This is a genomic window from Bradyrhizobium sp. LTSP885, from assembly GCF_000938305.1.
Classification (GTDB): Bacteria; Pseudomonadota; Alphaproteobacteria; order Rhizobiales; family Xanthobacteraceae; genus Bradyrhizobium.
Window position 1 is genome coordinate 13,583 of the sequence record NZ_JYMT01000033.1, and the last position, 17,243, is coordinate 30,825.

Here is a 17,243-nt window from a genome sequence, read left to right on the forward strand (position 1 = left end):
AAATAGGGGATCGGCAGCACGCCCTGGCGGGCGTAGCGGTCGAAGATGATCAGCTGGAATTCGTTGATCTTCTGCTGGAACAGTTCGCGGGTCGGAAACGCGATCAGCGACAGCTCGTTGATCGGCGTGCCGTCCTGCTTTTCCGGCGGCCGCAGAATGGTGAAGTGAACGAGGTCGACGCTGGGGTCGGACTTCAGCAAATTGCGCCAGGTGCGTTCGCCGGAATGCGGCTCGCCCGAGACCAGCAGCACGCGCAGCTTGTCGCGCACGCCGTCGATCGCGACCACGGCGCGGTTGTTGACCGGCGTCAGCTCGTTCTCGAGCGGCGAGGCCTCGATCTCGACGATGTTGGGACCGGCATGCTTGATGTCGATGTCGACGCTGGAGGTCTGGCCGCTGGTCAGCGTGCGCTCGCTGATCACCTCGCCATCGCGGCGGATCGTGATCTTGGCGCGCTCGCCGGTGACGCCTTGGTCGTCGAGCCGGTAGGTGATGGTCTGGGTCTGGCCGACGATGCCGAAACGCGGCGCGGCCGTAATGGCGATGCGGCGGTCGCGCTCGTCCTTGCGGCCGGTGATCAGCGCGTGCACCGGGGCCTGGAAGCCGAGCGCCTGCGCGTTGGCGGGAATGTCGTGCACGCGGCCGTCGGTGATCAGGAACGCGCCGGCGACGCGCTCGATCGGGACGTCGGAAAGCGCCGACGTCAATGCGCCGAACAGCTTGGTGCCGTCGGTTTCGCCGTCGGCCTGACCGGCCTCGACGACGCGGACTTCGAGACCCTTGACCTGCTTCAGGCTGTCGACCAGCGCTTCCCTGGCCTTTTGCGTTTCCTGGTTGCGCGTGCCGAAATTCTGGCTCGGACTCTTGTCGACCACGACGACCGCGACCGAGGACAGCGGCTCGCGGTCCTCGCGGGTGAAGGAAGGGTTGGCCAGCGCGAGCAGGATCAGCGCCAGCGCCGCGACACGGATCGCGGCGCCACGCGCGCGCGACAGCAGCAGCAGCGCCGCAATCACGACGATCGCGCCGAGCGCGAGCCACAGCACGAGCGAGGGAACCAGCGGTGTGAACGCGATACCGTAGTTCATGGCGTCACTCCGTCATTCCGGGATGGTCCGAAGGACCAGACCCGGAATCTCGAGATTCCGGGTTCGATGCCTTCGCATCGCCCCGGAATGACGGTGTCGGCAGTTGAACACGTCAATCGCATCTCTACTGTCCCAGCCGCTCGATGAGGGCAGGTGCGTGCACCTGGTCGGCCTTGTAGTTGCCGGTCAGCGTGTACATCACGATGTTGACGCCGGCGCGGAAGGCGAATTCGCGCTGACGCGGCTCGCCCGGCGTCAGCGGCAGCATCGGCTGGCCGTCGGGGCGGATCGCCCAGGCGCCGGCGAGGTCGTTCGAGGTGATGATGATCGGCGAGACGCCGTCGCCGCCGCGCGCCGGGTGCTGCGCGGCCTCGTCGTCATCCTCGCGCGGCAGCGCCTCGACCCAGGTCTGGCCGGTGTTGAAGCGGCCGGGGAAGTCGCGCAGCAGATAGAACGTCTTGGTCAGCACGTGCTCGCGCGGCACCGGCTCGAGCTCGGGCACGTCGAGGGTGGCGAGCAATTCGCGCAGAGTCTGCATGCCTGGCGTCTGCGCAGCGCCGTTGTCGCCCGGTGGCGCTTCGACGGCGTCGCGGGTGTCGAACAGGACGGTGCCGCCCTGCTTCATGTAGGCATCGATCTTGTTGATCGCATCCTGCGGCGGCTTCGGCGCACCGGGCACGATCGGCCAGTAGATCAGCGGGAAGAAGGCAAGCTCGTCGTGCGCAGGGTCGATGCCGACGGGATCGCCGGCCTCGAGCGCGGTGCGCTGCGCCAGGAACAGCGTCAGCCCAGACAGGCCGGCCCTGACGATCGAATCGACGTCGGCATTGCCGGTCACGACATAGGCGAGCCGGGTCTGCGACGTCGCCTTGATGGCGAAGTCGTCATTGCTCTCGGCGCGCGTCGGCGAGGGCGCGATCGCAGCGAGCATGAAGGCGAGGGCAAGCACCGCGGGCGCCGCGCGTCGCCGCAGCAGCGCGGCGAGGCCGGCGCCGAGCATCGCCACCACGATCGCGTCGATCAGGAACAGCGCGAGCGCCGACGACAGCAGGATGCCGCGCAGGTCGCGCGGTTCGGTGTTGGTGTAGCTCGCGTGCCGCGCGCGCAGGCCGGACGTGTCGAGCGGCGCGATGCGGTCGGCGGAGGCCAGCGTGTTGACTGCGATCGGGCTTTCAGCTGACCCGTAGAGGCCGGGCGGATGATCCACGGTGCCGCGGTCGCGATAGTCCGCCGGCATCGGCTTGGCGGTCGAAGGCGGCGGACCGAATGCACCGAAACCGTCGAGCGTGCGCAGCGGCGCGACCGTCTCGGCAGTCGGATCGCTGGCGACGCCGGGGCCGGGCTTCGAAGTGTAGCCGGACATGTCGACCAGTCGGCGCAGCATCTCGACGAAGGTGCCGGACATCGGCAGATCCGACCAGCGCATGTCGGCACCGACATGGAACAGGCTGATCACGCCCTTGCCGTGATGCTCGCCGGTGACCAGCGGCGTGCCGTCTTCAAGCGACGCCCAGCTCTTGGTCGCGAGCACGGCATCGGGCTCGGCCAGCACTTGCCGGTTGACGGTGATGTCTTTTGGCACGGTGAGCCCGGCGAACGGGCCGTCGGCTGCAAATGAGGCCATATGCTGCGGCTTCTCCCAGGTCAGGCTGCCGCCGAGGGTGCGTCCGCCGCGGCGCAGCTTGACCGGCACGAGGTCGTCATCGGCCTGCGCGAGGCGGGGACCTGCGAAGCGCAACAGCACTCCGCCTTGCTCGATCCAGGCGTTGAGCCGCTCGCGGATCTCCGGCGACAGCGTGCCGACATCAGCCAGCACGATCATCGGCAGGCGCTGATCGAGGAACTGGGCGATCACCTGCTGCGGCGCGCCGCGATCGCCGAGCCTGATATCGGCGAACGGCGACAGCGCGCGGGAGAGATAGAAGGTCGAGGCGAGCAGCGGCTGCGCGGTATCGTTGCTCGCTCCGGAGACCACGCCGATCGCACGGCGGCGCCAGCGCTTGTCGAGCAGCTGCACTGCGCCGGCCGATCGCTCGCCCGATATCTCGAGCCGCGCGATGTCGTTGCGCAGTTCGACCGGAAGATCGAATGAGGCTTCGGTCTCGCGCTCCTGCGGGCCGAAATTGTAGCGGGCCTCGCCGATCGGCGAGCCCTTGGCATCGACCGCGCGCACGATACCACCCGCGATCCCGTTCGCGGCGCGCAACACCTTCACGGTCATCTTGGCGGCGGCATTCTCGGCCGCGACCAGCGCCTGCGCGGACGGTGCACCGCCTTCGAAGATCGTCAGGCTGCGGTTCTCGATCAGCTTGCCGAGGCCTTCGGCGAATTCGCTGCCGCGGCCGGTGTCGACGCCGTCAGATAGCCAAGCGATGTCGCAATCGCCGGTCGCCTTGAGGAAGCGCCCCAGCGTCGCGAGGGTTTCGACGCGATCGACCGAGTAGGGCTTTGGCGCGAACTGGCGCAGCGCGACGCGGGCGGCGCCGGCCGGCATTAGCGTGATGTCGCGTGCCGGTTCGGACAACGGCACCAGCGCAACGCCGCGGCGATCACTGTCGGCATCGGTGATCAGCTCGTCCGCGGCCTTGATCCGTGCGTCCCAGCTTGCGGCGGCGCTCCAGCCGTCGTCGAGCAGGATCACCAGCGGCGATTTGCTGGCGGCGATACCGGTTTGCGGATTCCAGATCGGGCCAGCGGCGGCTAGGATGACCAGCGCGGCGGCGAGCAGCCGCAGCAGCGTCAGCCACCACGGCGTGCGCGACGGCGTCTCCTCCTTCGGCGCGATCTCGAACAACAGCCGGGTCGGCGGGAATTCGACGCGCCGCGGCCGCGGCGGCATCACCCGCAGCAGCCACCACAACACCGGCAGGCTGACCAGGCCCAGCAGCAGCATCGGTTCGGCAAAGGAAAGAGGCAGGCCCGCGATCATGCGCTTCGCCCCGCCTTGACCATCGGGCGTCCGCCGCCCTTGCTGACCATCATGCCGGAGTGCAGGAACAGCAGCAGCTCGGCCGCGGAGCGGCTGGTGGTGTGGGTCGAGAACAGCCAGTCGAGCCGGTTGGTCTCCGCGCGGATCTGGTCGCGATGCAAGGCGACGCGGGCGACATAGTCGTTGGCCCAGCTTTCGGCGCGGCCCGCGGTAATGACGCCGCCGCCCTCGGGCTCAACGAATTCGATGCGGCCGGAATAGGGGAAGGTCTCTTCCGCGGGATCGACGATCTGGATCAGCGTGCCATGCGCGCCAGACGAGGAGAGCCCGGCCAGCATGGTGGTGATCTCCTGCAACGGCGACCAGAAGTCCGACAGCACCACGATCTCGGCAAGCGACGACGGCACGAAGGACGGCGGCAGACTCGCGCGCGCCGCATCGTCGTGCAGCATCACCTCCGCCATTTTGTCGATCACGGCGCGGCTCGAGGTCGGGCTCATCAGGCCGGGAATGCCGACGCGTTCGCCGCCCGCAACCAGCAACTCGGCGAGTGCGAAGGCGACGATCAGGCCACGCTCGAGCTTGCTGTCGCGCGCATCGCGTGAGGCGAAGGCCATCGAGGGCGAACGGTCGGGCCAGATCCACACCGTGTGCGCGGCCTCCCATTCCTGCTCGCGGACATAGAGATGGTCGTCGCGCCCGGAGCGGCGCCAGTCGACGCGCTGCGACGGCTCGCCGGAGACGAAGCGGCGGTACTGCCAGAAGCTTTCACCGGCGCCGGCGCGGCGGCGGCCGTGCAGGCCATGGATGACGTTGGCGGCGATGCGGCGGGCCTCAAGCACCAGACGCGGCAGCGATGCGGCGAGCGTTCGGCTTTCGCCATCTGCACGTCGGACCGCCAGTATCTCCTCGTTCAGGTGCCTGTTGTCAGCGGCCATCAACCGATCCGCGTCTTCAATTGCTTGATCACGTCCGGAATCGTGTGCCCTTCCGCGCGCGCCGAGAAGGTCAGCGCCATGCGGTGCTTGAGGATCGGTTCCGCGAGATCGAGCACGTCATCGATTGACGGTGCGAGCCGTCCGTCGAGCAGCGCGCGGGCGCGCACCGCGAGCATCAGCGACTGGCTGGCGCGGGGACCGGGTCCCCAGGCGATCAGCTTGCCGGCCTCGCCACCCTCGGGCCCGGGGCGCGCGGCGCGCACCAGCGACAGGATCGCTTCGACCACGGAGTCGCCGACCGGCAGGCGGCGCACCAGCCGCTGCGCGGCGACCAGCGTCTCCGAATCCATCGACACCTTCGCCAACGTCTCGTCGGCGCCGGTGGTTTCGAACAGGATGCGCCGCTCGGCGTCCCGATCGGGATAGTCGACGTCGATTTCCATCAGGAAGCGGTCGAGCTGCGCCTCCGGCAGCGGATAGGTGCCTTCCTGCTCCAGCGGGTTTTGTGTCGCCAGCACATGGAACGGCTTCGGCAGATCATGCCGTGCGCCGGCAACCGTGATGTGCTGCTCCTGCATCGCCTGCAGCAGTGCCGACTGGGTGCGCGGACTTGCGCGGTTGATCTCGTCGGCCATCAACAGCTGCGCGAACACCGGACCGGAGATGAAGCGGAACGACCGCTTGCCGCTCGAGCTTTCGTCCAGCACCTCGGCGCCGAGAATGTCCGACGGCATCAGGTCCGGGGTGAACTGGATACGCTTGGCGTCGAGCCCGAGCGTGATGCCGAGCGTCTCGACCAGCTTGGTCTTCGCGAGTCCGGGAACGCCGATCAGCAAGGCGTGGCCGCCCGAGAGGATCGTCACCAGGGTGTTTTCGATCACCCGGTCCTGACCGAAAATGACGGTGGATATCGCTTCCTTGGCGGCCCGGATCTGGCCGGCGACCTGTTCGGCCGAACGGACGATCACATCCTCCAGTTTCTCGACGCTGTCTGCACCGGCCATTCCGTCAGCTCCTTCTTTGACGATGCGCGTGATCTGCGTCGTCATGCCATGGGCCCCATGCTAAACCTGCGCGAAGGCCATGTATTCGTTGAATTAAACTATCCCCACCTTATCGGCATTTCAGGGTATGAACGGCATCACGTTGTGGCGAGAATGATATCCTCACCACATCTCGAGATACGTGCACCAAACGTGCCAGATTGAGGGCAAGAAACTTCAAGGCGAAACTTCAAGGTAAACAATGGCGAAGCAAGGGCAGACCGAGCAGGGCCGTGAAACCACGGCCCTTGAACGCAAGGGTCTCGAAGGCCTCACCGCTGCGGCCAACCAGGCTGCGACGTCGGCTCCGGCCGGCCGCAAGGGCCTGCCTCCGGTGCATCTGTGGAATCCGCCGTTCTGCGGCGATCTCGACATGCGAATCGCTGGCGACGGCACCTGGTTCTACATGGGGACGCCAATCGGTCGTCCCGCATTGGTGCGACTGTTCTCCACGATCCTGAAGCGCGAGGACGGCAAGCACTTTCTCGTGACACCTGTGGAGAAGGTTGGCATTCGCGTCGACGACGCGCCGTTCCTTGCGGTCGAAATGCAGAAGCTAGAAGACGAACGCGGCCGCCTGCTCCGGTTCCGCACCAATGTCGACGACTGGGTCGATTGCGAAAGGGGCCACGGCCTGCGCTTTACGGCCGCCGCGGATGGCGGGCTGACGCCCTATCTGCATGTCCGTGCCGACCTCTGGGCCAAGGTCACTCGCGCGCTCTATTACGATCTGGTTGACATGGGTGAGGAGCGGGTGGTCGATGGTGAGGCGATGTTCGGGGTCGAGTCCGGCGGCGAATTCTTCGCGATGGCCGATGCGCAGCAGGTGAGGGACGCACTTTGAACGAGCCGTTGCGCAAGGCGGAGCGGGCGGCGGTCAGCTCGACGGAATTCTTTGCCCGCGCTCGCGCGCGGCTTGATTTTGACGTGCCGCCGGGCCTGTTCGATCCCAACATCATTCCGCGCACCGGCGATTCCGGCAACGACCGCATGCTCGAGATCGTGGCGCAGGAGCAGCCGGTGCGGCCTGCCGCCGTGCTGATCCCGGTGATCGATCGTCAGGAGCCGACGGTGCTGTTGACGCAGCGCTCGCCGCATCTGTCGAGCCACGCCGGCCAGATTTCCTTTCCCGGCGGCAAGATCGACGCCACCGACGCCTCGCCGCTTGATGCCGCGCTGCGCGAGGCCTGCGAGGAGGTCGGGCTCAAGCGCGACTTCGTCGAGCCGGTCGGCTATCTCGACCTCTACGGCACCGCGTTCGGCTTCCGCATCCTGCCGACGGTCGCGAAGGTGCAGCCGGGTTTCTCGTTGAAGATTAACGAAGCCGAGGTCGTCGATGCCTTCGAGGTGCCGCTGGCATTCCTGATGAATCCGGAAAATCACCAGATCCATACCAAGGAATTCCGCGGCATCGATCGCTCCTATTACGCGATGCCGTACGCCGAGCGCTACATCTGGGGCGCGACCGCCGGCATCCTGCGCGTGCTGTATGAGCGGATCTACCAGTCATGATCCGCACGGTATTGACCGAGGTCGGAGTCTTCCTGATCCCGTTCGCGGCCTATGCCATCTTCCTCATCGCGACGCGTTCCGGTGTCACGGTGCCGGCCTCATGGCCACTGCACATGCTGGCGAAGCTGACGTTGGGGGCGCTGCTGCTCGTCATCGTGAGCTTCATCCTGCTGGCGGAGTACACCGGCGCGCCGGCGAATTCGACCTACGTTCCCGCCCATATCGAGAACGGCAGGCTGGTGCCCGGGGTTGAGAAATGAGCGAGGTGCGCCTGTTGTCGGACGCGCCATGGCTCGCCTCGGGTCCGGCGGCGGGCGTGCTCGGCCTGCTCAATGGCGGCGGCGAGGAGGCGCGGGTGATCGGCGGCGCCGTGCGCAACGCCCTGATGCGGATTCCGCTCGGTGATATCGACATCGCCACGACAGCCGCGCCCGACGAAGTGGTCCGGCGTGCGAAACAGGCCGGCATCAAGAGCGTGCCAACCGGCATCGAGCACGGCACGGTGACGCTGGTCGTCGAGGGCCACCCCTTCGAGGTGACGACGCTGCGCGAGGACACCGAGACCTATGGCCGTAAGGCGAAGGTGACGTTCGGGCGCGATTGGGTGCGCGATGCCGAGCGGCGCGACTTCACCATCAATGGCCTCTCGGTCGATGCTGCCGGCGTCGTGCACGATCATGTCGGCGGGCTGGCCGACATCGAAGCCCGGCGCGTGCGCTTCATCGGCGATCCCGCGCGGCGGATCGCGGAGGATTACTTGCGCATCCTGCGCTTCTTCCGTTTCCACGCCGCCTATGGCGCCGGCGAGGCCGATCGGGCCGGCTATCTCGCCTGTATCGACGGGCGCGCGGGACTTGCCGGTCTCTCGGCCGAGCGCATCCGCATGGAGATGCTCAAGCTCGTGCTCGCGAACGGCGCTGCTGCGGCGGTCGTCGCGATGGCCGATGGCGGGCTGCTGCTGCCGCTGTTCGGCGGCGTCGCCTATGCCGGGCCGTTCGCGGCGATGATCGAGATCGAGCAACTGATGGACCTGGCGCCGAGCGCGGTGCGCCGGCTCGCCGCGTTGACGGTGGCCGTGACCGAGGACGCGCGGCGCATCGCGACGCGGCTGCGGCTGTCGAACGCCGAGGCCAAGGCGCTCGACTCGATGGGCCATCGCTGGTGGCGGCTGCCCGGCATGGACGAGGCGCATGCAAAGCGCAGGCTCTACCGGCTCGACGAAGGACCCTACCGCGACCGGCTGCTGCTGGCCTGGGCGCGAACCGACGCGGGCCAGGACGTCGGCCCATGGCGCGCGCTCGCGACGCTGCCGCAGCGCTGGCGCGCGCCCCACTTTCCGTTGAGGGCGTCGGATTTCATCGCACGCGGGATTGCAGAGGGGCCGGCATTGGGGCATGTCCTGACCCTGGCCGAGGATGCTTGGCTTGCCGCGGATTTCCCGCTCGATCCGCAGGTGTTGTCTGGCATCGCCGACCAGACCGTTTCCCGTTTCACCCGCGACCATCGGCTGTAAATTTGCTCTCAGGCTTTGCAGACATCTCGCTCGCCCAGCTTGTTCTTGTCGCCGTCGTTGCCTTGTTTGCTTCGGTGATCGGCGGCCTTGCCGGTTACGGCACCGGCGCGCTGATGCCGCTGGTGCTGGTGCCGCTGGTCGGCGCCGAGCCGGTGGTCCCGATCATCGCCATTTCCTCGATCTTTACCAATCTCAGCCGCTTCACCGCCTTCGTCCGATATGCCGACCGCCGCAAGGCTGTCATCGTGGTCGCGGCTGCGTTGCTCACCACGGCGCTTGGCGCCTATGGCTATACGCGGCTGACCAGCGTCGGCGCCGCGCTCGTGATCGGCAGCATGCTGATCCTCAGCGTGCCGTTGCGGCGCCAGTTGCGGCGGCACAGTGTGCGGATCGGCGATCGGGGGCTTGCCACCGGTGCCGTCGGCTACGGATTGCTGGTCGGTGGGACCGCGGGTTCGGGCGTCATCCTGCTGTCGCTGTTGATGGCGGCGGGGCTCGAAGGCGCAGCCGTGATCGCGACCGATGCGGTGATCTCGCTTGCGATCGCCGCGGTCAAGGTCTCGGTGTTCGGCCTGGCGGGCGTCGTGAGCGCGAAGGTGCTGTCGCTCGCACTGCTGATTGGCGCGGTCGCGCTTCCCGGCGCGTTCCTGGCCAAAGCCTTTGTCGAGCGGATGCCGGTGCACATCCACACCGCGATCCTCGATGCCGCCGTCATCATCGGCGGCGTGGTGATGATCTCCACTGCGCTGCGCGCTCTCTGAGCAGTCATGGAGACGATGCCGCCGGCACGTGCCAGGCAGCATCGCGCAGAGAGTCCTTACGCGACCTTGCGCTTCTTGTGGCCGTCGTCGTCCTCTTCACCCTCGTCCTCGTCTTCGTCATCCTCTTCGTCGTCTTCTTCCTCGTCGTCTTCGGGATCGATTTCGGCCGATTCGAGTGCAACGAGCGGCAACGTTTCACGAAACAGGTCACCGTCTCCACCCATCCAGAGGCATACGGCCTTGTCGTCGTTGACTTCCACCACCGTCAGCGGATGGCCGCCGGATTTCAGCAAGACAACATCGCCTGGTTTCAGTTCCATGATCTTCCCTCCGCGCTTGATGACGCGGACGGCAGGCTATCGACGGCTGATGACAGCCCGATCACGGCCGGCCGCAGTGCGGCAGATTTGATGTGGAAACAGACCGGCGAAACGCTATTTGCGCCGGCCCGGCACCAGTTCGGTCAGCGAGCGGATGATGCGGTCGGGTTTGACCGTCGATCCCGGCGGCAGGCCGTCGCCATGCACGTCGATCCAGATCGCATAGATGCCGAGCCGCTGCGGCGCCACGACTTCCCATTCCAGATTGTCGCCGATCATCCAGGTGTCCGATGCGGTGACGCCGAGCGCCTCCATCGCGTGCAGATAGGCGCGCTCCTCCGGCTTGCCGAAGCCGTGCTCGCCCTCGATCTGGATGTGGTCGAAGCGATGGCCCAGCGCGAAGCGCTCGACCTTGGCGCGCTGCATCTCGGCGGCGCCGTTGGTGACCAGCGCGAGCTTGATGCCGAGCGCCTTTAGCGCGTCGATCGCATCGTGCGCGCCGGGGAAGATGAACATCTCCTCCTCGCGATAGCTGGTGAAGCGATCGGCGATGCGGTCGGCGAGATCGTCCGGCAGCGCGCGATGGCCGGCGGCCGCAAGCGCCGCGAATCCGCCCTTCACGGTCAGGCGCCGCGCTTCGCCGAGCCTGATCCGCCAGATCGGTTCTGCCGTCGACCAGAATTGCCGCGCAGAAGCCAGCAGCGCGGTCGCGACCTGGTCCGGGGGCAGGGGAGCCAGCTCCTGGGCAAATTCCGCGGTGACCTTGTTCCACGCGATTTCGGGGCGGCCATAGGCAGACAGGATGGTGTCATCCATGTCGATCAGCATTGCACGCGGCAGGTTCATTACGGCCATTTCACCTCCGGCGGCAGCGATGACAGGATCGAATCCACATTGCCGCCGGTCTTGAGGCCGAAGATGGTGCCGCGGTCGTAGAGCAGGTTGAACTCTACATAGCGTCCGCGGCGGATCAACTGCTCCTCGCGATCGTCAGCACTCCAGGCCTGCGCGAAATTGCGCCTGACAAGTTCGGGATAGACCTTCAGGAAGCTGCGCCCGACATCCTGGGTGAACGCCAGATCGGCGTCCCAGTCGCCGCTGTCGTGCCAGTCATAGAAGATACCGCCGACGCCGCGCGCCTCCTTGCGGTGCGGCAGATAGAAATACTCGTCGCACCATTTCTTGTACTTGTCGTAGTCGGCAACGCCATTCGGCCCGGTGCAGGCTTCCTTCATCGCAGCATGGAAGGCGACCGTGTCGGGATCATCCTGGGTGCGTCGCCGGTTCAGGACCGGCGTCAGATCGGCACCACCGCCGAACCAGGCTTTTGTCGTCACGACGAAGCGGGTGTTCATGTGCACGGCGGGCACGTTCGGATTGCGCAGGTGCGCGATCAGCGAGATCCCCGAGGCCCAGAAGCGCGGGTCATCGGCAGCACCGGGAATCTGGGCGCGGAATTCGGGCGCGAATTCGCCATGCACCGTCGAGCAGTGTACGCCGACCTTCTCAAACAGCCGGCCCTTCATGATTGACATCACGCCGCCGCCGCCCGGCTTGCCGGAGTGGTCGGTGCGGTCCCACGGCGTGCGCGCGAACCGGCCGGCGTCGCCGGGATAGAGCGCGGTGGGCGCCTCGTCCTCGAGTCGCTCAAAGGCCGCGCAAATCTCGTTGCGCAACGCCTCGAACCAGCTTCGTGCCCGGGCCTTGCGATCCTCGATGATGGCGGGGTCTGTGGGCAGCATGGCTAGTCCTGCGCTCCGTAATAAGTGCAGCTCTCGTTGCAGCTGTCGCGGTGGACGCTGACCCGGGTCAGCTTGCCGGCGTGCTGCAGGTGCTCCCAGATGAAGCGCGAGAGGTTCTCCAGCGTCGGTGGCCCGAGCGCGGTGACCTTGTTCAGCAGCTTGTGGTCGAGCGTCTTGCGCACCTCTTCCATGCTGCGTTCGAGCAGGCCGAGATCGACCACCATCCCGGTCGCCGGATCCGGCGTGCCACGCACGGTGACTTCGGTGCGGAAGGAGTGGCCGTGAATCTCCTCACTGTCGGCGCCAAAGGTCGTTCCGGACAGCGCATGCGCAGCCTCGAAGCGGAACGATTTCGTCAATTCCCACATCTTCCAACGATCCAGTTCTATCTGATCCCAATTGTCTTGTGTGTTTGCACGCTGAGCCGCCATTGCGGATGCCTGAGGCAATAGTCGATCGCGCGCGCGGTGTTTGCGATCACGTCGGGGCCGTCCATCGGCTGCAGCGAGAAGCGCTCGAAGGAAAGGTTGGCGAAATCCTCCGGTCTGTTTTCCACCTGCGGATAGACCAGCTTGAGCTCGTGCCCCTTGCGCACCACGAGCTCGGCGTTGGCTTTGGGGCTGACGCAGATCCAGTCGAGCCCGTCGGGCGGCGCGATGGTGCCGTTGGTCTCGATCGCAATCGTGAAGCCCCTTGCGTGCAGCGCCCCGATCAACGCCGCGTCGACCTGCAGCAGCGGCTCGCCACCGGTCAGCACTGCGTAGCGGTCGGAGTCGCCGCCGGTCCATTGCGCCGCGACGGTGTCCGCGAGCTCGTCTGCGGTCGCATAGCGGCCCCCCAGCGTGCCGTCGGTGCCGACAAAGTCGGTGTCGCAGAACCGGCAGACCGCGCCGGCGCGGTCCTGCTCGCGGCCGGTCCAGAGGTTGCAGCCGGCGAAGCGGCAGAACACAGACGCGCGGCCCGCATGGGCGCCTTCGCCCTGCAGGGTCAGAAAGATCTCCTTGACCGCGTAGTTCACAAAACAGTCCCTCAGCAAGAATTTCTCAAGATCGCGCGCCGGTGACTGGCGCACCGGTCTGGCGCAGCGCCTCACCGACGGCCATGGCCGCCGTGACGGCCACATTGAGCGAGCGCAATGACGGTTTGATCGGGATCACCAGCCGGGCATCGGCGGCCGCCGCGACCGCGTCGGTGACCCCTGCGGTCTCGCGCCCGAACAGCAGTACGTCGGAGGCGGTATACTCGAAATCAAGGTAGGATTTCGCCGCCTTGGTCGTGAACAGGATCAGCCGACAGCCTGCCTCGGTACGCCATTCCTCGAATTTTGACCATGAGTCGTGACGCTTCAACCTGACCTGGTCGAGATAGTCCATACCCGCCCGGCGGAAATTCCGGTCCGAGGTGTCGAAGCCCGCCGGCTCGATGATATGGGCTGCCACGTCCAGGCAGGCGCACAGCCGGAGAATCGTCCCTGTATTCTGAGGAATATCGGGCTGGAACAGCGCGATCTGCATGGTGCTTCAGACCTGTGAAGTCCGGGTGAAATTGTCTCAATAAAACATCGCCCGGCGCGGATTTCGTGCATTGCACGCTTGCGAGCCGATAGCGGGCTTGCGCTCGTCCGGCAAGGGTGCCAATAGAACGATTCTGGACTGCTGTTCCGCCATTTGGGGTGTGGAATGGCGTTTTTCTGCCGCCGCGGGGGCCGCGGGCGCCGGCAGCCTTTCCGGGACGCGTTCTCCGCGTGTCTGGGGCGGTTCCACCGGCTGCGGATAAGAAAGGGCTTGGGAACGTGACGACAGCGTCTTCGGCGGACCATCCGACACGCCGTGATTTCCTTTTTGTTGCAACCGGAGCTGCCGCTGCAGTCGGCGCAGCCGCCACCGTCTGGCCGCTGGTTGCCCAGATGAACCCCGACGCCGCGACGATCGCGGCCGGCGCGCCGATCGAGGTCGACCTGACGCCGATCGCCGAGGGCCAGGACATCAAGGTCTTCTGGCGCGGCAAGCCGATCTACATCAGCCACCGCACCAAGAAGCAGATCGAGGAGGCCCAGAAAGTGCCGCTCTCGAGCCTGCCCGATCCGCAGCCCGACTCGGCCCGCGTCAAGGCCGGCCACGATCAGTGGCTCGTCGTGATCGGTATCTGCACCCATCTCGGCTGTATCCCGATCGCCCATGAGGGCAATTACGACGGCTTCTTCTGCCCCTGCCACGGTTCGCAATACGACTCCTCGGGCCGTATCCGTCAGGGACCCGCGCCCGCCAACCTGCCGGTGCCGCCCTACGCATTCGTTTCCGACACCAAAATCCAGATCGGCTAAGTCCCGGACCATCCGGGATTTCGGCTTCCACTTGGACCCATCGCGTCGTTTTCTTCCTCAGGATCGCATCAATGAGCGGACCATCCGATTTTCAGCCGACCAACCCCGCCTTGAAGTGGATCGAACGGCGCCTTCCGATCTTCGGCCTGATCCATTCCTCGTTCGTGGCCTATCCGACGCCGCGCAATTTGAACTACTGGTGGACCTTCGGCGCTATCCTGTCGCTGATGCTGGGATTGCAGATCGTGACCGGCGTGATCTTGGCGATGCATTACACGCCGCATGCCGACCTCGCCTTCAAGTCGGTTGAGCTGCTCGTCCGCGACGTCAATTACGGCTGGCTGCTGCGCAACATGCACGCCTGCGGCGCGTCGATGTTTTTCTTCGCGGTCTACATCCACATGTTCCGCGGCCTCTATTACGGGTCGTACAAGGAACCGCGCGAAGTGCTGTGGATCCTCGGCGTCATTATCTACCTGCTGATGATGGCGACCGGCTTCATGGGCTACGTGCTGCCGTGGGGCCAGATGAGCTTCTGGGGCGCCACCGTCATCACCAATCTGTTCTCCGCCATTCCCTATTTTGGCGAGAGCATCGTGACGCTGCTGTGGGGCGGCTATTCGGTCGGCAACCCGACGCTGAATCGCTTCTTCTCGCTGCACTACCTGTTGCCGTTCGTGATCGCCGGCGTCGTCGTGCTGCACGTCTGGGCGCTGCATGTCGCGGGCCAGAACAATCCGGCCGGCGTCGAGGCGAAGACCGAAAAGGACACCGTTCCGTTCACGCCGTATGCGACCATCAAGGATGCGTTCGGCGTGTCCTGCTTCCTGATCTTCTACGCCTGGTTCATTTTCTACATGCCGAACTATCTCGGCGACGCCGACAACTACGTCCCGGCGAACCCGGGCGTAACGCCGGCGCACATCGTGCCGGAATGGTACTACCTGCCGTTCTACGCCATCCTGCGTTCGATCCCGAACAAGCTCGCCGGCGTGGCGTGCATGTTTGGCGCGATCATCGTCCTGGCGTTCCTGCCCTGGCTCGACAACGCGCGGACCCGGTCGTCGAAGTACCGTCCGCTGGCCAAGCAGTTCTTCTGGATCTTCGTGGTGGTCTGCATCCTGCTCGGCTATCTCGGTGCGCAGCCGCCGGAAGGCATCTACGTGATTGCCGGCCGCATCCTCACGGTCTGCTACTTCGCCTACTTCCTGATCGTGCTGCCGCTGCTCTCCCGCATCGAGACGCCGCGGCCGGTGCCGAACTCGATCGCCGACGACGTGCTGGCAAAGCACGGCGGCAAGGCTCTGGCTTCCGCGCTCGCAGCCTTCCTGGTTGCCGGCGGCCTGCTGGTCGGCGGTGCGCAGAACGCCCGCGCCGAGGGAAACGAGGTATCGCCGCCGTCGCAGAAATGGTCGTTCTCGGGCCCTCTCGGCAAGTATGACCGCGGTTCGCTGCAACGCGGACTGAAGGTCTACAAGGAAGTCTGCTCGGCCTGCCACAGCCTCAACTACATCGCATTCCGCAACCTGGCCGATGCCGGTGGCCCCGGCTATTCGGAGGCGCAGGCCGCTGCGTTCGCGTCCGACTACAAGATCAAGGACGGCCCGAACGACCAGGGTGAGATGTTCGACCGGCCCGGCCGGGTCGCGGATTACTTCCCGGCACCGTTCCCGAACGAGCAGGCCGCAGCCGCTGCCAATGGCGGCAAGGCGCCGCCCGACCTGTCGCTGATGGCCAAGGCGCGGGGCTACGAGCGCGGCTTCCCGCAGTTCATCTTCGACTTCTTCACCCAGTTCCAGGAGCAGGGCCCGAACTACATCGACGCGATCCTGCTGGGCTTTGAAGACAAGCCGCCGGCGGGTGTCGAAGTCCCGCAAGGCACGTACTACAACAAGTACTTCCCCGGCCACGCGATCAAGATGCCGAAGCCGCTTTCCGACGGCCAGGTGACCTTCGACGACGGTTCGCCGGCGACGGTGGCGCAGTATGCCCACGACGTCACGACCTTCCTGGCGTGGGCTGCCGAGCCGCGCATGGAAGAGCGCAAGCGGATCGGCATGCAGGTCTTCGTGTTCCTGATCCTGTTCGCCTTCCTGATGTACTTTACCAAGAAGAAGGTCTGGGCCGACGCGCACTGACGCGAGGCCTGCCGTAGCCACGTTTGAAAAAGCCCCTTCGGGGGCTTTTTTTGTCTTTTTGATGCCCGTCATTCCGGGGCACGCGAAGCGTGAACCTCAGGTGCGCAATTGCACACCGGGGAATCTCGAGATTCCGGGTTCGATGCTACCGCATCGCCCCGGAATGACGGTGTCGTCAATTGCGCCCGTCACGGAGTGCGGACAGAATGCCGGCCAATCAGCCGGCAAACCATTGCGGAGGAACTCATGGGTACCAGCATCAGCTTCAAGCGTCCGGACGGCAAGGACGCCAACGGCTATCTCGCCAATGCCGCGCGCGGCAACGCGCCGGGCGTGGTCGTGATCCAGGAATGGTGGGGGCTGCAGGACCAGATCAAGGGAATGTGCGACCGCTTCGCGCTGGCCGGCTTCGATGCGCTGGCGCCCGATCTCTACAAGGGCACGGTGGTGCCGTATCACGACACCGACGCGGCCGGCAAAGAGATGAACTCGCTCGACTTCATGGACGCCACCACGCAGACCGTGCGCGGCGCCGCGCAATACCTTGCCAAGAGTGGCACCAAGGTCGGCCTGACCGGCTTCTGCCTCGGCGGCGCGGTGACCATCATCGGCGCCACCAAGATCCCGGAACTGACGGCCGGCGTGGTGTTCTACGGCATTCCGCCGGAGCAGGCGGCCAAGCCGGCGGATGTTAAAATTCCGCTGCAGGGCCATTTTGCCACCAAGGACGACTGGTGCACGCCGGCGCTGGTCGATGGTTTTGAGAAAGCGATGAAGGCCGCCGGCAAATCGCTGGAGCTGTTCCGCTATGACGCCGAGCACGGTTTCGGCAACGAGCAGCGCCTGTCGGTGCACGATCGCCAGGCGGCCGAACTCGCCTGGGGCCGGGCGACGGAGTTCTTCAGGAAGCATTTGGGGTAGGTTTGTAGCCCGGAT

17 protein-coding genes and 1 pseudogene are annotated in these 17,243 nt (G+C 65.8%); 8 read left to right on the forward strand and 10 right to left on the reverse strand.

Annotated elements, in window-relative coordinates; translation table 11 throughout:
• From UP09_RS38580 to UP09_RS20235, 4 genes and pseudogenes are all read right to left on the reverse strand, one after another.
• Positions 1 to 1,088 (reverse strand): annotated as a pseudogene (locus UP09_RS38580) (hypothetical protein); the annotation flags it as partial.
• Between the two features lie 124 nt (positions 1,089 to 1,212).
• Positions 1,213 to 4,014 carry a DUF4159 domain-containing protein gene (locus UP09_RS20225; protein ID WP_044540133.1) on the reverse strand — a complete coding sequence of 934 codons (2,802 nt, stop codon included), beginning with the start codon at positions 4,012 to 4,014 and terminating at the stop codon, positions 1,213 to 1,215.
• Complete coding sequence (locus UP09_RS20230; protein WP_044540043.1) at positions 4,014 to 4,955, reverse strand: DUF58 domain-containing protein; 942 nt, start codon at positions 4,953 to 4,955, stop codon at positions 4,014 to 4,016. Before UP09_RS20230 ends, UP09_RS20225 begins: the two co-directional genes overlap by 1 nt.
• Positions 4,955 to 5,959, reverse strand: a complete 1,005-nt coding sequence (locus UP09_RS20235; protein ID WP_044540134.1) for an AAA family ATPase — start codon at positions 5,957 to 5,959, stop codon at positions 4,955 to 4,957. The genes UP09_RS20230 and UP09_RS20235 overlap by 1 nt, the downstream gene beginning before the upstream one ends.
• Before the next feature lie 241 nt (positions 5,960 to 6,200).
• On the opposite strand from UP09_RS20235, the gene UP09_RS20240 reads away from it, so the two are divergent.
• Genes UP09_RS20240 through UP09_RS20260 form a run of 5 tightly spaced genes read left to right on the forward strand, consistent with a single transcriptional unit; the run spans position 6,201 to position 9,784 of the window.
• On the forward strand, positions 6,201 to 6,842 hold the full coding sequence (locus tag UP09_RS20240; protein ID WP_044540044.1) for a DUF1285 domain-containing protein: 642 nt from the start codon (positions 6,201 to 6,203) through the stop codon (positions 6,840 to 6,842).
• Positions 6,839 to 7,510: a CoA pyrophosphatase gene (locus tag UP09_RS20245; RefSeq protein ID WP_044540045.1), complete on the forward strand. Its 672-nt coding sequence runs from the start codon at positions 6,839 to 6,841 to the stop codon at positions 7,508 to 7,510. The genes UP09_RS20240 and UP09_RS20245 overlap by 4 nt, the downstream gene beginning before the upstream one ends.
• Positions 7,507 to 7,770, forward strand: coding sequence for a DUF6111 family protein (locus UP09_RS20250; protein WP_044540046.1), 264 nt, complete (start codon positions 7,507 to 7,509; stop codon positions 7,768 to 7,770). The genes UP09_RS20245 and UP09_RS20250 overlap by 4 nt, the downstream gene beginning before the upstream one ends.
• Positions 7,767 to 9,023 (forward strand): CCA tRNA nucleotidyltransferase, encoded by a 1,257-nt coding sequence (locus UP09_RS20255; protein ID WP_044540047.1) that lies wholly within the window; start codon positions 7,767 to 7,769, stop codon positions 9,021 to 9,023. The genes UP09_RS20250 and UP09_RS20255 overlap by 4 nt, the downstream gene beginning before the upstream one ends.
• A gap of 2 nt (positions 9,024 to 9,025) precedes the next feature.
• Positions 9,026 to 9,784: a sulfite exporter TauE/SafE family protein gene (locus UP09_RS20260; protein WP_044540048.1), complete on the forward strand. Its 759-nt coding sequence runs from the start codon at positions 9,026 to 9,028 to the stop codon at positions 9,782 to 9,784.
• 56 nt (positions 9,785 to 9,840) lie between these two features.
• Here UP09_RS20260 and UP09_RS20265 read toward each other — a convergent pair whose 3' ends face one another.
• From UP09_RS20265 to UP09_RS20290, 6 genes are all read right to left on the reverse strand, one after another.
• Positions 9,841 to 10,104: a YodC family protein gene (locus UP09_RS20265; protein WP_044540049.1), complete on the reverse strand. Its 264-nt coding sequence runs from the start codon at positions 10,102 to 10,104 to the stop codon at positions 9,841 to 9,843.
• A 114-nt stretch (positions 10,105 to 10,218) separates the two neighbouring features.
• Positions 10,219 to 10,959 (reverse strand): HAD family hydrolase, encoded by a 741-nt coding sequence (locus tag UP09_RS20270; protein WP_044540050.1) that lies wholly within the window; start codon positions 10,957 to 10,959, stop codon positions 10,219 to 10,221.
• Positions 10,950 to 11,846 carry an oxygen-dependent coproporphyrinogen oxidase gene (gene hemF / locus UP09_RS20275; protein ID WP_197082706.1) on the reverse strand — a complete coding sequence of 299 codons (897 nt, stop codon included), beginning with the start codon at positions 11,844 to 11,846 and terminating at the stop codon, positions 10,950 to 10,952. The genes UP09_RS20270 and hemF overlap by 10 nt, the downstream gene beginning before the upstream one ends.
• A 2-nt stretch (positions 11,847 to 11,848) precedes the next feature.
• Positions 11,849 to 12,214 (reverse strand): 6-pyruvoyl trahydropterin synthase family protein, encoded by a 366-nt coding sequence (locus UP09_RS20280; protein ID WP_044540051.1) that lies wholly within the window; start codon positions 12,212 to 12,214, stop codon positions 11,849 to 11,851.
• A 17-nt stretch (positions 12,215 to 12,231) separates the two neighbouring features.
• The gene (gene queE, locus UP09_RS20285) at positions 12,232 to 12,864 is read right to left on the reverse strand and encodes a 7-carboxy-7-deazaguanine synthase (protein WP_044540052.1); all 633 of its coding nucleotides are present in this window, start codon (positions 12,862 to 12,864) and stop codon (positions 12,232 to 12,234) included.
• 25 nt (positions 12,865 to 12,889) lie between these two features.
• Positions 12,890 to 13,360 carry a tRNA (cytidine(34)-2'-O)-methyltransferase gene (locus tag UP09_RS20290; protein WP_044540053.1) on the reverse strand — a complete coding sequence of 157 codons (471 nt, stop codon included), beginning with the start codon at positions 13,358 to 13,360 and terminating at the stop codon, positions 12,890 to 12,892.
• Positions 13,361 to 13,638: 278 nt separating this feature from the next.
• On the opposite strand from UP09_RS20290, the gene petA reads away from it, so the two are divergent.
• The 3 genes from petA to UP09_RS20305 all read left to right on the forward strand — a co-directional run bounded on the left by petA (position 13,639) and on the right by UP09_RS20305 (position 17,228).
• The gene (gene petA, locus UP09_RS20295) at positions 13,639 to 14,169 is read left to right on the forward strand and encodes a ubiquinol-cytochrome c reductase iron-sulfur subunit (protein WP_044540054.1); all 531 of its coding nucleotides are present in this window, start codon (positions 13,639 to 13,641) and stop codon (positions 14,167 to 14,169) included.
• Between the two features lie 71 nt (positions 14,170 to 14,240).
• Positions 14,241 to 16,307: a cytochrome c1 gene (locus UP09_RS20300; protein ID WP_044540055.1), complete on the forward strand. Its 2,067-nt coding sequence runs from the start codon at positions 14,241 to 14,243 to the stop codon at positions 16,305 to 16,307.
• Positions 16,308 to 16,553: 246 nt separating this feature from the next.
• A complete protein-coding gene (locus UP09_RS20305) occupies positions 16,554 to 17,228 on the forward strand; it encodes a dienelactone hydrolase family protein (RefSeq protein WP_044540056.1) in 675 nt (224 codons plus the stop codon).
• Positions 17,229 to 17,243: the final 15 nt, after the last annotated feature.

Coding starts and splice junctions, on each gene's coding strand:
- UP09_RS20265 (WP_044540049.1), bottom strand. CDS start 10,104: ATGGAACTGAAACCAGGCGATGTTGTCTTGCTGAAATCCGGCGGCCAT.
- UP09_RS20230 (WP_044540043.1), bottom strand. CDS start 4,955: ATGGCCGCTGACAACAGGCACCTGAACGAGGAGATACTGGCGGTCCGA.
- UP09_RS20290 (WP_044540053.1), bottom strand. CDS start 13,360: ATGCAGATCGCGCTGTTCCAGCCCGATATTCCTCAGAATACAGGGACG.
- UP09_RS20255 (WP_044540047.1), top strand. CDS start 7,767: ATGAGCGAGGTGCGCCTGTTGTCGGACGCGCCATGGCTCGCCTCGGGT.
- UP09_RS20235 (WP_044540134.1), bottom strand. CDS start 5,959: ATGGCCGGTGCAGACAGCGTCGAGAAACTGGAGGATGTGATCGTCCGT.
- hemF (WP_197082706.1), bottom strand. CDS start 11,846: ATGCTGCCCACAGACCCCGCCATCATCGAGGATCGCAAGGCCCGGGCA.
- UP09_RS20305 (WP_044540056.1), top strand. CDS start 16,554: ATGGGTACCAGCATCAGCTTCAAGCGTCCGGACGGCAAGGACGCCAAC.
- UP09_RS20240 (WP_044540044.1), top strand. CDS start 6,201: ATGGCGAAGCAAGGGCAGACCGAGCAGGGCCGTGAAACCACGGCCCTT.
- UP09_RS20270 (WP_044540050.1), bottom strand. CDS start 10,959: ATGGCCGTAATGAACCTGCCGCGTGCAATGCTGATCGACATGGATGAC.
- UP09_RS20280 (WP_044540051.1), bottom strand. CDS start 12,214: ATGTGGGAATTGACGAAATCGTTCCGCTTCGAGGCTGCGCATGCGCTG.
- UP09_RS20300 (WP_044540055.1), top strand. CDS start 14,241: ATGAGCGGACCATCCGATTTTCAGCCGACCAACCCCGCCTTGAAGTGG.
- UP09_RS20250 (WP_044540046.1), top strand. CDS start 7,507: ATGATCCGCACGGTATTGACCGAGGTCGGAGTCTTCCTGATCCCGTTC.